The sequence below is a fragment of the Alterirhizorhabdus solaris genome (assembly GCF_007785815.1).
Classification (GTDB): Bacteria; Pseudomonadota; Alphaproteobacteria; order Sphingomonadales; family Sphingomonadaceae; genus Alterirhizorhabdus; species Alterirhizorhabdus solaris.
Genome location: NZ_VNIM01000035.1, coordinates 1 through 13,448 on the forward strand (window position 1 = coordinate 1; position 13,448 = coordinate 13,448).

Here is a 13,448-nt window from a genome sequence, read left to right on the forward strand (position 1 = left end):
AGTGGCGTTGACCCGGAACCTTGGCCAGTCGGTCGGGCGCGGACAGACCATCGCGATCATCGAAAGCCGGGAAGCGGCGCAACTCAAAGGCGAAGTCGAGGCATCGCGCGCTAGGCTCGCGCTCGCCAACTCGAACTTGTCGCGCGAGCAGCGACTGTTCGCGCAACGCGTTTCACCCGAGCAGGATCTGATCGCCGCACGCACTGCGGCGATCGAAGCCAGCATTGCTTACCGGCAGGCACAAAGCCAGGTGTCTGCCGCAGGTGGCGGCGGGGGAGGACTCAATCGGCTCGGCATCGTCGCTCCCATTGGCGGCCAGGTCATCGCTCGCCCCGTCGTACTCGGGCAAACTGTTGCAGCCGACACGGAACTCTACCGCATCGCGAACCTCGGCCGGGTGTCGCTGGCCCTCAACCTGAAGCCCGAAGATGCCGGGCGGGTTCGGCCCGGCAATGTGGTGATGGTGACGGCGCCGGGGCGGCAGACGAGTGCGCGCATCAGCTTCGTGTCGCCGGCGCTTGATCCAGAGACACGGCAGGTGCCAGTCATCGCTACGCTCGACAACCGAGGCGGCCAATGGCGTGTCGGCGAGCCCGTCAGTGCCTCGGTTCAATTGAGCGGAAGTGGCGGAAACTCGGCCATCCGCGTGCCGACGACAGCCGTCCAAACGGTTGAAGGCAAATCGGTCGTGTTTGTCCGCACGCCCAAGGGTTTTCAGGCGACCCCGGTCACGCTCGGCGACGCTGCCGGCGATACCGTCATCGTCCGCTCCGGCCTCACCGGTCGGGAGCAGATCGCCACTACCGGCAGCTTCACGCTCAAGGCCGAACTCGGCAAGGGCGAAGCGGCGCACGAGGATTGATGTCATGATCGCTCGCATCGTCACATGGGCGGTCGAGAAGCGTTGGCTCGTCCTGCTCCTCACCGCCATCGCCGCCGTTATCGGCGGTTGGTCCCTCTACCGGCTCCCGATCGACGCGGTGCCGGACATCACGAACAATCAGGTTCAGATCAATGTTCGCGCGTCCGCACTGTCGCCCGAACTGGTCGAGAAGCAGGTGTCGTTCCCGATCGAAACGGCCCTTGCCGGCATTCCCGGCCTCGACAACACCCGCTCGCTGAGCCGTAACGGCTTTGCCCAGATCACTGCTGTCTTCGACGAATCCACCGACATCTACTTTGCCCGCCAACAGGTCGGTGAGCGGCTGCAGGGCGTCGCAGAAAGCCTGCCCGATGGCGTGAACCCGGAGATGGGTCCGATCGCAACCGGGCTTGGTGAGGTCCTGATGTGGACCGTGCGCCTCGATCATCGGAAAGACGACAAGCATCGGCCTGGCGAACCCGGACAGCAGCCCGATGGCAGCTACATCACGCCTGAAGGCGAGCGGCTGACCAGCCAGGAGGACAAGGCAACCTATCTCCGCACCGCGCAGGACTGGATCGTAACACCGCTGCTCAAGAACACGCCCGGCCTTGCCGGCGTCGACTCGATTGGCGGGTACTCCAAACAGTATCTCGTCGTCCCCGACGTGCAGAAGCTCGCCTCGCTCAAGATTACACTGACCGATCTCGGCACCGCTCTGGAGCGCAACAATACGAGCGTGGGCGGCGGCTTCGTCAATCGCAATGGCGAGGGCCTGGCGGTCCGTTCCGACGCGCTGGTGCGTAACGCTAACGAACTAGCACGCACCGTGGTCGCAACCCGGGAGGGCGTGCCCATCACGCTCGATCAGGTTGCGAGCGTCCGCACGGGACAGGCGATCCGGATGGGCTCGGCGTCTGAGAACGGCACCGAGGTCGTTGTCGGCACTGCGGTCATGCGCATCGGCGAGAACAGCCGCAACGTCGCGACCGCGGTCGCCGATCGTTTGAAGGAGATCAATGCGTCGTTGCCACCCGACGTGGTGGTGCAGCCGGTGCTGGACCGCACCGCACTGGTCAACTCGACAATCAAGACGGTCGCAAAGAACCTGAGCGAAGGCGCGCTGCTCGTCGTGGTCGTGCTGTTCCTGCTGCTCGGCAACTTTCGCGCCGCGTTGATTGCCGCGGCTGTCATTCCGATCACGATGATGCTGACCGGTTTCGGGATGCTGCGCCTCGGCGTGTCGGCGAACCTCATGAGCCTCGGAGCGCTCGACTTTGGCTTGATCGTTGATGGTGCGGTCATCATCGTCGAGAACGCGCTTAGACGCCTTGCCGAGCAACAGCATCATGAAGGACGGCTGCTGACGGTAAAGGAGCGACTGGAATCGGTGGCGACCGCGGCGCGCGAGATGATCCGTCCTTCGGTCTACGGGCAGGCGATCATTATCCTCGTCTATGTGCCGCTGCTCACGCTCACGGGCGTGGAAGGCAAGACATTCGGACCGATGGCGCTCACCGTCATCATCGCGCTGCTCTTCGCCTTCGTGCTGTCGCTGACGTTCGTTCCCGCCGCGATCGCCATCTGGCTCTCGAAAAGGGTCGAGGAGAAGGACGGTCGGATCATTGCCTGGTTGAAGGCACGCTACGAACCGGGCCTGGACAAGGCGATGAAGCGGCCCTCGATCACGATCGGGGCGAGCGTCGTCAGTCTCGTCGCAGCGGCGCTGGCTTTCACGACGTTGGGGCAGGTGTTCCTCCCCCAGCTCGATGAAGGCGACCTGCTCATCCAGTCACTGCGTATCCCGGCGACGTCGGTTCAGCAAAGCCAGGCGATGCAGGTGCCGATCGAACGGATGGTAGCGAAGCAACCGGAGGTCCGGTTCGTCTTTTCCAAGACGGGCACGGCCGAACTCGCCTCCGACCCGATGCCGCCGAACGCAACCGACATGTTCGTCATCCTGAAGCCTCGCGACCAATGGCCTGATCCGAAACTGGAGAAAGCAGCCCTGGTGGAGCGGTTGGAAGGCAAGCTTGGCCAAATTCCCGGCAATGCCTATGAGATCACACAACCGATCCAGATGCGCTTCAACGAGCTGATCGCCGGCGTCCGCGGCGATATTGCGGTCAAGGTGTTCGGCGACGACTTCGCCAGCATGAACCGCACCGCCGAACAGATCGCCGGCATTCTGCGCAAGACAGAGGGCGCGGCTGACGTGAAGGTTGAGCAGACGACGGGCCTTCCCATGCTCGACATCCGCGTGAACCGTGATGCGATGGCGCGGGTCGGGGTCACTGCTCAGGACGTGCAGGATACCATCACCGCCACCCTCGGGGGACGGGAATCCGGCATGATCTTCGAGGGCGATCGGCGGTTTCCGGTCGTCATCCGCTTGTCGGATGCCGAACGCGCCGATCTGGGGCGGCTTGAACAGGTGCAGGTGCCGGTCGCCGGTGGCGGCTATGTGCCGCTGTCCAGCGTCGCGGACATCGGCGTCGTAGACGGACCGAACCAGATCAGCCGCGAGAACGGCAAGCGTCGCGTCGTTGTTCAGGCGAACGTGCGCGGGCGCGACGTCGGCGGCGTGGTGACGGATGCACAGGCTGCGGTCGCCAGCGGCGTACGTCTGCCTGCCGGCAGCTACCTCGAATGGGGCGGGCAGTTCGAAAACCTGGAGTCTGCCAGCCAGCGGCTCCAGCTTGTCATCCCGGCGTGCTTCGTCCTGATCCTCTTGCTGCTCTACGGGGCATTGGGATCGGTACGCGATGCCGCGATCGTCTTCACCGGCGTGCCGTTCGCGCTGGTGGGAGGCGTGTTGCTGCTGTTCGTGCGCGGCATGGACTTCTCGATCTCCGCCGCGGTGGGCTTCATCGCACTGTCGGGGATCGCCGTGCTCAACGGCCTCGTCATGGTGTCATCGATCCATGACCTGATGCGATCGGGGATGGGCCGGGCCGAAGCGGCGCATGCGGGTGCCTTCCAACGGCTTCGCCCCGTCGTGATGACGGCGCTCGTCGCCAGTCTCGGTTTCGTGCCGATGGCGTTTGCGAGCGGTGCCGGCGCCGAAGTGCAGAAGCCGCTTGCGACTGTCGTCATCGGCGGCCTGATCTCGGCGACGTTGCTCACGCTGTTCGTGCTGCCGACGCTCTACGCACGGTTTGGGAGCCAAGCGATAAAAGTCGATGAGCCGGACGATGCCGCTCCGGTGCCGCAGCCTGCGTAATCGGCAGGGAGGGCGAGAACCGCCCTCCCATTCGCCACAGACCGGAAAGGGAGGTGCACAGATGACGACGATTGATAATGTGACGGCCCTCAATGCACCGCCGCTGCGCGTATGGACGGTTCTCACGGACTTTGCCGGGCATCCGCGGTGGAAGCCCTTCATTCAACTCTCCGGCGCCGCTGTCCCTGGTGGCGATGCTACATACACATTCCGCATCGGCGGACTCGACAGGTCCATGACGTCGAAAGCCGACATCATCCGTGCCGACAAGCCGTTGGCATTTGCCTGGACCGCTGGCGTCGCCAAGTTCCTCCTGTTCGAGGAAGCCTATGCGTTGGAAGGGGACACTACGGGCACGCGTCTGCGCCATAGCTTGCGTTTTTCCGGCCTACTCGCCTCTCCATTGGCGGCGCTGATGCGTCGCAAGCTTCAGGCTAGCCTGGTTCGATCCGACGAGTGCCTGGAGCGCCATCTTCGGCGTCTGTCTGCTTCGCCGTTGTCAAAGCATCGCACCCCACCAGTCCGTGCCGGGGTGAACGGACAGCGGAGGCGGAAATGACCGCATTCCGTGCTGCGCTCGCCAGCCTGAGCATGGGCGCGGCGCTGGTCATGTCGGGCTGTTCCGAGCAGCCCCGAAAAGGGCCGCCGACCGAACAGGAGATTCACGCCAGCGACAGCGGTGTCGCCAGTGGCACACCCGGTCGCCACCCTTATCGGTGCGACGACAACCGGGCGCTTCTGATCGATTTCAAAGACCAAGGTTTGACGGTGGAGTTGCGGAGCGAGGCTCGCGCAACGCCGATCGTCCTCACCGCGCCCTCGCAAGGGCTGCAATATGTTGGCGACGCTCAAAGCGCGACCTTCTCGGGCAACGAAATCAGGATTGAGGCGACAGGGCAGCGTCCGGTCGTGTGCAGGAAGGAAACGCAGCAATGACTGATCGCGCTCGGATTGAACGGGCCTGACGATGGCAGCGCTCAAATTCTCCCTGATCCCCATGCTCGCAATCATGATCGGAGCACTCATCGCCGGGTGGCGCACGCCAGGCGAAAAGTTGGTCGCGGCCATGCAGCACCTGGCGGCCGGCGTGGTGTTCGCCGCCGCTGCGACAGAGATCCTGCCGCTGGTGAAGCACGGCGGTTCTCCGACCGCTACGCTGATCGGCGGGGCGCTTGGCGTCACCGTGATGCTCGGCCTCAAGGCCGCGGAAAACCGGTTTGAGGGGCCTGTCGCGCTCCTCGCCGCGATCGGACTCGATCTTGCGATAGATGGCCTGGTCCTCGGCCTCGCGTTCATCGCCGGCGAGAAGGCTGGCACGCTGCTGGCGGTCGCGTTGACCCTCGAAGTGCTGTTCCTGGCCCTGACCCTCACCAACGATCTGACACGCCGGTATCGCAAGGTGAAGGCGATCGGCCTGACCTGCGTACTGGCGCTGCTGGTGCCGATCGGCGCGCTGGTCGCGCAGCCGGTAGCGTTGCTGACGCCGGTGTGGATCACCGGATTCCTGAGCTTCGGTCTAATGGCGCTGCTATATCTCGTCACCGAAGAGCTCCTGGTCGAGGCGCACGAGAAGCCGGACTCGCCCCTTATCAGCGCAATGTTCTTTGTCGGCTTCCTCGCGCTCCTCCTGATTGAGGAAATCATGGCATGACGGCTTCACGGAACGGGCAGGTCTCCGACGAGCGTCGCACGCTATGGATTGTGCTGTTGCTCAACGCGGCGATCGCCGCCGGTTTCTTTGCAACCGGCCTGATCGGCGATTCCAGTGCCCTGATCGCCAATGGCGTCGACAACCTGTCTGACACGGCCGTCTACGCCCTCAGTCTCGTTGCACTCAGCCACGGACCGGTCTGGAAGACCCGTGCGGCCACGGCTTCGGGCGTGATGCTGTTGCTTTTTGCTATCGGCATCCTTCTCGACGTCGGCCGCCGATACATTCAGGGCAGCGAGCCGATTGGTCCGACGATGATGGCCATGTCGGCCGTTGCCGCTGTCGTGAACTATATCTGCCTGCGGCTCCTTCAGCGGATCAAGCAGCCTGACGTCAATCTGCGGGCAGCGACGACGTTCAGCTTCAACGATTTCATCTCGAATGGCGGCATCCTGATAGCCGGCGCGCTTGTCCTTTGGCTGGGGACGAACTGGCCCGACCTCGTGGTCGGGCTCGCGACAGCGCTCATCGCGATCAAGGGTGGCATCGAAATCCTGCGCGACGCCCGCGCCGAAAGCAAAAGCGACGAGGACAAGACCGCATGACCGACAAACTCGAACTCGACATACCTGTCCTCCTTCCTGAAGTGCCGGATGAGGCCGATGCCTGCGTCGGCCGGCTCGTCTCGACGTTGAGCGCCAAGCCTGGCGTCGATCGCGCGCATGTCTTGCCCGCCGCAGGGGATGTCCCGGCAAAGCTCTGCATCCATTTCGACCCTGCGGCGCTGCCGCTGCCGCGCGTCCGCGAGATGGTCCGCGCGGCGGGTGCCGAAATCAGCGGGCGATATGGCCACGCCGCTTGGGAGGTGAAGGGGATCGGCCACGAACGCCGCGCCCGGACGATCGGAGAGACGCTTTGTGCGATCCCTGGCGTCCTTCAGGCCGACGCCAGTTCGGCCGGCACGGTACGAGTGGAATTCGACCGTGAGCGGATCACCGAAAGCGCGATCGTTGACGCACTTGCCGGGCTCGGTCTCAAGCGACCCAAGCAGCTCGCAACCGACGATCACGCCGGCCACGATCATGGCCCCGGCGGCCATGCTGCCGGCGAGGAAAGGCATGGCCCGGGTGACGGGCATGACCACTCCCATGCTGATTTTCTCGGACCGAACACCGAGCTGATCTTCGCGCTCGCCTGTGGCGCAATGCTGGGGATCGGCTTCGCCATTGAAAAACTGGTGCCCGGGACGCCGGAATGGCTTCCGACCGCCCTCTACATCGCGGCTTACGGCTTCGGCGGGTTCTTCACGTTGCGCGAAGCGATCGACAACCTGAAACTCAAGAAGTTCGAGATCGATACGCTGATGCTTGTCGCGGCAGCCGGTGCGGCTGCTTTGGGCGCATGGGCGGAAGGTGCGCTGCTGCTATTCCTCTTCAGCATTGGCCATGCCCTCGAACATTACGCGATGGGCCGCGCAAAACGCGCAATTGAAGCATTGGCCGAACTCGCTCCCGAGACCGCGACGGTGCGCCGCGACGGGCAAACCCTGGAAATCCCGGCCGCACAACTACAGGTTGGCGACGTCGCGATCGTCCGCCCCAATGAACGCCTGCCGGCAGATGGCTTTGTCATCAAGGGCACGAGCGCAATCAATCAGGCGCCCGTGACCGGCGAGAGCATTCCTGTCGACAAAGCACCGGTTGCCGACGTCGCCGTAGCCCGAGCGAAGCCCGACGCCGTCGATGCCGCCTCCCGTGTCTTCGCTGGCACGATCAACGGAGGTGCCGCGATCGAAATCGAGGTGACGCGTCGGGCAAGCGAAAGCACGCTCGCCAAGGTCGTGAAGATGGTCAGCGAGGCAGAGACGCAGAAATCGCCGACGCAGCGCTTTACTGACCGGTTCGAGCGCATCTTCGTGCCCGCCGTGCTGATCCTCACCGTCCTGCTGCTCTTTGCCTGGGTGGTGGTGGACGAGCCGTTCCGCGATAGTTTCTATCGGGCAATGGCAGTCCTGGTCGCGGCGAGCCCGTGCGCGCTGGCTATCGCAACGCCGAGCGCCGTTCTGTCCGGAGTGGCCCGCGCCGCTCGGGGCGGCGTGCTGGTCAAGGGCGGTGCGGCGCTCGAAAATCTCGGATCCTTGAAGGCTATCGCATTCGACAAAACGGGGACACTGACCGAAGGCCGTCCTCGCATCACCGACGTGGTGCCGGTCGATGGCGCGAGCGAAACCGACCTGCTGGCGGTCGCCGTCGCTGTTGAGGGCCTAAGCGATCACCCCCTTGCACAGGCTATTGTTAAGGACGGGCGGGAAAAGCTTGGTGACAGCGCGATACCGGCTGCGAGCGACCTGAAGAGCCTTACCGGTCGGGGTGTGGTTGCGACCGTCGGCGGCGAAACGGTGTGGATCGGCAAGGTCGAGATGTTCGGTGCAGAGGGCGTGCCCTCGCTGGGAGCGGCAGCAACCGCCGCCGTGGCAGAGTTGCGCGAGAACGGTCGCACTACGATGGTGGTCAGGAAAGGCGATCGCGATCTTGGTGCCATCGGGTTGCTTGATACGCCGCGTGGCGAAGCCAAGGCTGCGCTGGAACGTCTGCGCGGCATGGGCATCACCCGGATGATTATGATTTCGGGCGATCACCAGAAGGTTGCGGAGGCAATCGCCAAGGATGTCGGTCTCGATGAAGCTTGGGGCGACCTCATGCCTGAGGACAAGGTCGCATCGATCAAGAAGATGGCGGAGACCGACAAGGTCGCGATGGTGGGTGATGGCGTCAACGACGCACCGGCAATGGCCAACGCTACAGTCGGGATCGCGATGGGCGCTGCGGGCTCGGACGTCGCCCTGGAGACGGCCGATGTGGCGTTGATGGCCGATGACCTCGCGCACCTGCCGTTCGCGGTAGGACTGAGCCGACAAACGCGTGGGATCATCCGGCAAAATGTATTCGTCAGCCTCGGAATCGTGGCGCTGCTGGTTCCCGCTACGATCTTCGGCCTTGGCATCGGCCCGGCGGTTGCGGTGCACGAGGGGTCGACGCTGCTGGTGGTTTTCAACGCTCTTCGACTGCTCGCCTATCGCGATCCGGCAGGCAAGGCAGCTTAAACAACGCTGAGCGAAGGTGTGCCACGTGGCACACTTTGATAGGAAGCTACGCCGGCGGAAGTAGGAGAAGGCAATGCACGCCTCGCGTGCAAAGCCTCCGCAATCGATTCTAGCACGCCTTCTGCAAGACCGGCAACTTCGCGCCGGTGACTTGCTCGGCAGCTTCTCGCTAAACGCACTAGCAAAAAGAAGGCCGCCCCTTGATGCCAGCAACAGAGGGGACGGCCATATTGCGGCCAATATACGCGCAAAAGAAACAATATCGAGGCCCATCTAACAGGTCCTGCAGGCCACAGATAAGCCAAAGGCCGCCCCTTAGGACGGCCTTGGCCCTTAGTTCCCTAGCGGGAAACGGACACTCCGCTAGGAGGCCGCGTGTATCCGTCACATACATGGTAGCTTGCAAACGTTCAACTAACGGCTGCTAGGTGCAACCCGGATCGTACATCGCACCGGCTCGCGCTTACGGCCTGCGACCTTGCTGCATCCCTCGATCGTTTCGCGGTTTGCCGTCACGATCCTGTCGGCTGCGACGACCGCTCCAAACGCGGTCGGGCTGGCGCTCTGCATCATCCGCTGCCCTGCTTCCCAACGGGGAAGGTCGAGCGTCCGCGCCGCCATGCGCTCGGGCCATTGCCAGCTTGCCGGCGCGATCTCGCGCGCGACGAGGCCGGGCAGGATCGCCCATGCAAGGATGCCGGCCGCTGCGCCGCCTAGCCCGAACCATAGTTGCCGGTTCTTCTGGTCGGCCCGCGTCCATGCCGATCCGACAATGGTGCGAAGCTCGGCCATGATGCGGGCCTTGTCCTCGCCCGCCTTGGCAAGCACTGCCTGATCCTCACGCCGGGCCGCGTTGCCCGCTGCGGCGATCCGCTGCGCCATCTGCTCGGGCGTCATCGCCAGCGCCGGACTCCGCGCGATCACGTCGTTGATGACCGCAATTTGCTCGGCCGTGGCGTCCACGCCCTGCTGCATCCGCCCCAGCGTCTCGGAATAGTCCGGCACGTCGATATGCGCCCGCTCGGCCGCCAAGCCCTCCACGGCACGGCGTAGCAACGCCAGCTCACGGTCCTGGCCTTCTATCACGGCGCGCAACCGGTCGAACGCCTCCGCCGGATCGCCGCCTTCCTGAATATCGTCGTCCATGCTCATCCTACCGGCTCATGCCATGATCGCGGTCGCGGCCAATCGTGACCGACTGCGCCAGCTCGTTTGCGATCGATCGACCGCGCTCCATTTTCAGTTCCAGCTCAGGCGCGCGCCGGTGCAACGCGGATTCGAGCTGCGGGTCGCGGTGTAGCCCGCCCGCGATGCCCTCCATTCGCTTGCCGAGCCGTTCCGCACCCGCACGATCGCCGGCACGCTCCATGCTGGCCTGCGCCTCCTTCATGGTCCGCCACTGCTCCACGAACCGGCCCGCGCGCTTCTCCGGATCGATGCGGACCTGGCGCTCCGTTTCCATCGCCTTCGCCGCGCCGCCCGTGTTCCCCTCGGCCGCGTCGTGGACAAGCCGGGGGTCGCGTTCGATCGCGCTAGCTAGGTCGCGCGCGCCATGTGGCCGCACCTGATCGAGCGCATCACCCGCCTTCGCCAGCGCCTGTTCCTGGTGTGCCAGCACCGGCAATCCCTTCTCCCGCATCCGGCCTATATCGGCTGCGGCACGACCATAGCGCTCGATCGCCCTCGCCTGAGAGCTGTTCGAAGTGGTGTTAATCGGACCCCCCTCGCTGCGGTCGCGAGCGGTGTTAATCGGACCCTCTTTCTCTTTCACAATGGCCGGCTTCGGCCGAAAACCGTCAAACATGCCCCGCGCTTTTGCCCGGACCTTTTCGACCACTTGGCGCGCGCGTTCCGGGAACCGGATCTCGCGCCGATCGGCGAACGCGCGCGCCTGGTCCTGCTCGGGCCGGGCATAGTCGCCGGCCATGTCCTTGCCCCGGTCGCGCGACAGGGCGCGGACGAGCTGGCGCTGATCGGCGAAATCGTCGCGGCCATAGTGGAGCTGCATATCGTCGCGGTGCCGCGACATGCCGACATAGGCGCTGTGCCGGTCCATGCCGGGGGTAGCGAGGACGTGCGCCCGATCGACCGTCACGCCCTGCGATTTGTGGAACGTCGCCGCATACCCATGATCGACATGGGCATAGTCCTTGGTGTCGAACGCGACCCCGCGCCCGTCATCAAGGCGCACCGCCATGCCCTCGGACGATACCCGCTCGATCGTCGCCAGCGTGCCGTTCTTCACCCCCATGCCGCGCTCGTTGCGCAGGAACATGATGCGGTCGCCGGTCGCGAACTGACGCTCGCCGCGCTCGGCCTTCACCGTCACGTCGTCGCCAAGGTTGCCGGATGCACGCAACCGGTCGCGCGCCTCGCCATTGAGGCTCTGCACCTCGGCGTTGGTATGGGTGAGGATGATCCGGCTCTTGCCTGGTTCGGCCTGGCGCGCGCGATCCCAACCGTCGACCAGCTCGCCCCGGGCCTGCTCTCGGGTGTCGGCAGCGTGGACCATGCCCTTGCCGTCATAGGCATGGATCGCCTCGCCGGTGCGCCCCGTCGCCAGCGCGCGCGTCGCGTCGCGCTGCCAGTCCTCGCGCTGCCGGCGTATCTCGGTGATCTCGGCCGCGCCGTGCCGCTCGGTGACGCTGCGGAACGCCGCGCCAGCCTCGATCGCCTGCAACTGCTCGGGGTCGCCGACCATCACTACCTTGGCCCCGGCGTCGCGCGCTTGGGACAGCACACGCTCCATCTGGCGCGACCCGATCATGCCCGCCTCGTCCACGACCAACACGTCACGCGGGCCTAGCTGCTCCCGCCCCTGCTCCCATGCGTGTTCAAGGCTGGCGATGGTGCGGGACTGAATGCCGGACCCGCCCTCAAGATTCTCGGCCGCAATGCCTGACAACGCCGCGCCGCGCACCGTGTAGCCCTGCCCCTCCCAAGCCTCACGCGCCACGCCAAGCATCGCCGATTTGCCCGAACCGGCGTACCCGACGACCGACGCCAGCCCCGCGTCGCCGGTCACATGATCGAAGGCGTCGCGCTGCTCGCCCGACAGGACAAGGCCCCGCTCCTCGGCCTTGGCCGTAGCGGCGTCACGATGCCGATCGCCGACACTGTGTTCGCCCCGGCCCGCCAGCTCGTCGCCGGCCCGCTCCAGCCGGTTTTCCACCGCGATCATGTCGCGCGACGTGAACCGCTCCTGGTCGTGGCCGTCCTTCCCCAATGCGACCAGCTCGGGCGATCCCCGCACCGCCCCCATCACCTGGTCGAACTGCTCCTTGCCGTCGCTGTGCCGGAACGCGAACGTCGCAAGGTCGCGGGTGGTGAAGGTCGCCTGCTGCCGGGTAATCGCGTCCAGCGCGACATTGGGATTGGCGATAATCTTCGCGCCGTTCTCGCGGGCGATGCGCGTGTGATCCTCGATCCGCTCCGCCTCAAGTCCCTGCTCCGGCCTGCGCGATGCGGCCGGGCCGATCTTGTGCTGCGGCTCCAGCCCGATCCCCTGCGCCTCGTAACTGCGATGGTCGATGCGGCCCTCAAGCCCAAGCTCGGCCATGCGCTCGTTGACGTGCGCGCTCCACGCCTCGCGCCAGTCCTTCAACAGCTCGGTCGAGTTCCAGTCGCGGTTCTTTTTGCCGAACCCTTCCGGCCCTACGTCGCGCATCGCCAGCATGACATGCGCGTGCGGCTTGGGCGTGCCGTCCTTCGCCTTGTCCCAATGCACATTCAGGTCCGCGACCATGCCGCGTTTAACGAACTGCTCTTTTACGAAATCACGTGCGAGCTGGACGCCCTGCTTCTCGTCCATCTCGCGCGGAATCGAGAACTCCACCTCGCGGGCAAGCTGCGCGTCCTTGCGCTTCTCCCCTGCCTCCACCTCGTTCCATAAGGTCGTGCGGTCGTTTAAACGCTCCGGCGCTCCCTCCGGCAACATCACCTCGGAGTGAATGACGCCCGCCTTGTTCGAGAAGTCGTGGTCGCGATTCAGCCGATCGTCGTGCAGCTCGGACGCGGAACGATAGGCGGCGCTCGCGACGGCGCTCGATCCGTTCGCGCGGCTCACAACTTTGGCGGAGAAATGGTAGATCGCCATGACGCTCCGCACACTGCCCTACTTAGTGCACGTCGGCAACGACGTATAAGCGCGCACTCACAACTCGCTGCGCTCCTCGTGATTGACCTCGTGCTGCTATCTACTTGTTCCGGCTTTACCCTCATGCTGAAGACGCTAGGATGCTACTGACAGATACGCGGAAGGGTGAAAGCGATGCGGAAGGTTCGCGATTACGATGCCGAACTGAAAGCGCTGGGCGACAAGGCCCGCGCGCTCAAGGCGAAGCGGATCGAACAGCTTGGCCAGCTCGTCGCCGCAACCGGGGCTGATGCGCTCGATACTGAAACCCTCGCCGGTGTCCTGCTCGATGCGATCGGATCAAAGGATACGGGCGCGAAGGAGGCATGGCGCGCGAAGGGCGCGGCCTTCTTTCAACGGCGCGGGCGCAAAGGTGGCGGCGCTGCTGCGATCGACGGATCGGGCGCTGCGATTGAACCGGGCGGCGACGCTGCGGGCGGAAGCGGCGGAACGCCGAACGGATAGCAGGGGCTG

At 64.8% G+C, this 13,448-nt stretch carries 10 protein-coding genes; 8 read left to right on the forward strand and 2 right to left on the reverse strand.

Annotation, left to right across the window (positions count from 1 at the left end; genetic code table 11):
* From FOY91_RS10060 to FOY91_RS10090, 7 genes are all read left to right on the forward strand, one after another.
* A partial coding sequence (locus FOY91_RS10060; protein ID WP_145150897.1) for an efflux RND transporter periplasmic adaptor subunit occupies positions 1 to 862 on the forward strand: 862 nt, incomplete at its 5' end.
* A 4-nt stretch (positions 863 to 866) separates the two neighbouring features.
* Positions 867 to 4,085 (forward strand): efflux RND transporter permease subunit, encoded by a 3,219-nt coding sequence (locus FOY91_RS10065; protein WP_145150900.1) that lies wholly within the window; start codon positions 867 to 869, stop codon positions 4,083 to 4,085.
* A gap of 61 nt (positions 4,086 to 4,146) precedes the next feature.
* Positions 4,147 to 4,644 carry an SRPBCC domain-containing protein gene (locus FOY91_RS10070; RefSeq protein ID WP_162527199.1) on the forward strand — a complete coding sequence of 166 codons (498 nt, stop codon included), beginning with the start codon at positions 4,147 to 4,149 and terminating at the stop codon, positions 4,642 to 4,644.
* The gene (locus FOY91_RS10075) at positions 4,641 to 5,021 is read left to right on the forward strand and encodes a hypothetical protein (protein WP_145150906.1); all 381 of its coding nucleotides are present in this window, start codon (positions 4,641 to 4,643) and stop codon (positions 5,019 to 5,021) included. Before FOY91_RS10070 ends, FOY91_RS10075 begins: the two co-directional genes overlap by 4 nt.
* A 31-nt stretch (positions 5,022 to 5,052) precedes the next feature.
* Complete coding sequence (locus FOY91_RS10080; RefSeq protein WP_145150909.1) at positions 5,053 to 5,736, forward strand: ZIP family metal transporter; 684 nt, start codon at positions 5,053 to 5,055, stop codon at positions 5,734 to 5,736.
* Positions 5,733 to 6,341: a cation efflux transmembrane domain-containing protein gene (locus FOY91_RS10085; RefSeq protein ID WP_145150911.1), complete on the forward strand. Its 609-nt coding sequence runs from the start codon at positions 5,733 to 5,735 to the stop codon at positions 6,339 to 6,341. Before FOY91_RS10080 ends, FOY91_RS10085 begins: the two co-directional genes overlap by 4 nt.
* Positions 6,338 to 8,839, forward strand: a complete 2,502-nt coding sequence (locus FOY91_RS10090) for a heavy metal translocating P-type ATPase (protein ID WP_145150914.1) — start codon at positions 6,338 to 6,340, stop codon at positions 8,837 to 8,839. The genes FOY91_RS10085 and FOY91_RS10090 overlap by 4 nt, the downstream gene beginning before the upstream one ends.
* Positions 8,840 to 9,253: 414 nt before the next feature.
* On the opposite strand, the gene FOY91_RS10095 is transcribed toward FOY91_RS10090, so the two are convergent.
* Together FOY91_RS10095 and traA are read right to left on the reverse strand one after the other, a co-directional pair.
* Positions 9,254 to 9,991 carry a DUF6118 family protein gene (locus FOY91_RS10095; RefSeq protein WP_145150917.1) on the reverse strand — a complete coding sequence of 246 codons (738 nt, stop codon included), beginning with the start codon at positions 9,989 to 9,991 and terminating at the stop codon, positions 9,254 to 9,256.
* Position 9,992: 1 nt separating this feature from the next.
* The gene (traA, locus tag FOY91_RS10100) at positions 9,993 to 12,935 is read right to left on the reverse strand and encodes a Ti-type conjugative transfer relaxase TraA (protein ID WP_145150920.1); all 2,943 of its coding nucleotides are present in this window, start codon (positions 12,933 to 12,935) and stop codon (positions 9,993 to 9,995) included.
* Between the two features lie 174 nt (positions 12,936 to 13,109).
* On the opposite strand from traA, the gene FOY91_RS10105 reads away from it, so the two are divergent.
* Positions 13,110 to 13,439 (forward strand): conjugal transfer protein TraD, encoded by a 330-nt coding sequence (locus tag FOY91_RS10105; RefSeq protein ID WP_145150923.1) that lies wholly within the window; start codon positions 13,110 to 13,112, stop codon positions 13,437 to 13,439.
* Positions 13,440 to 13,448 lie beyond the last annotated feature (9 nt).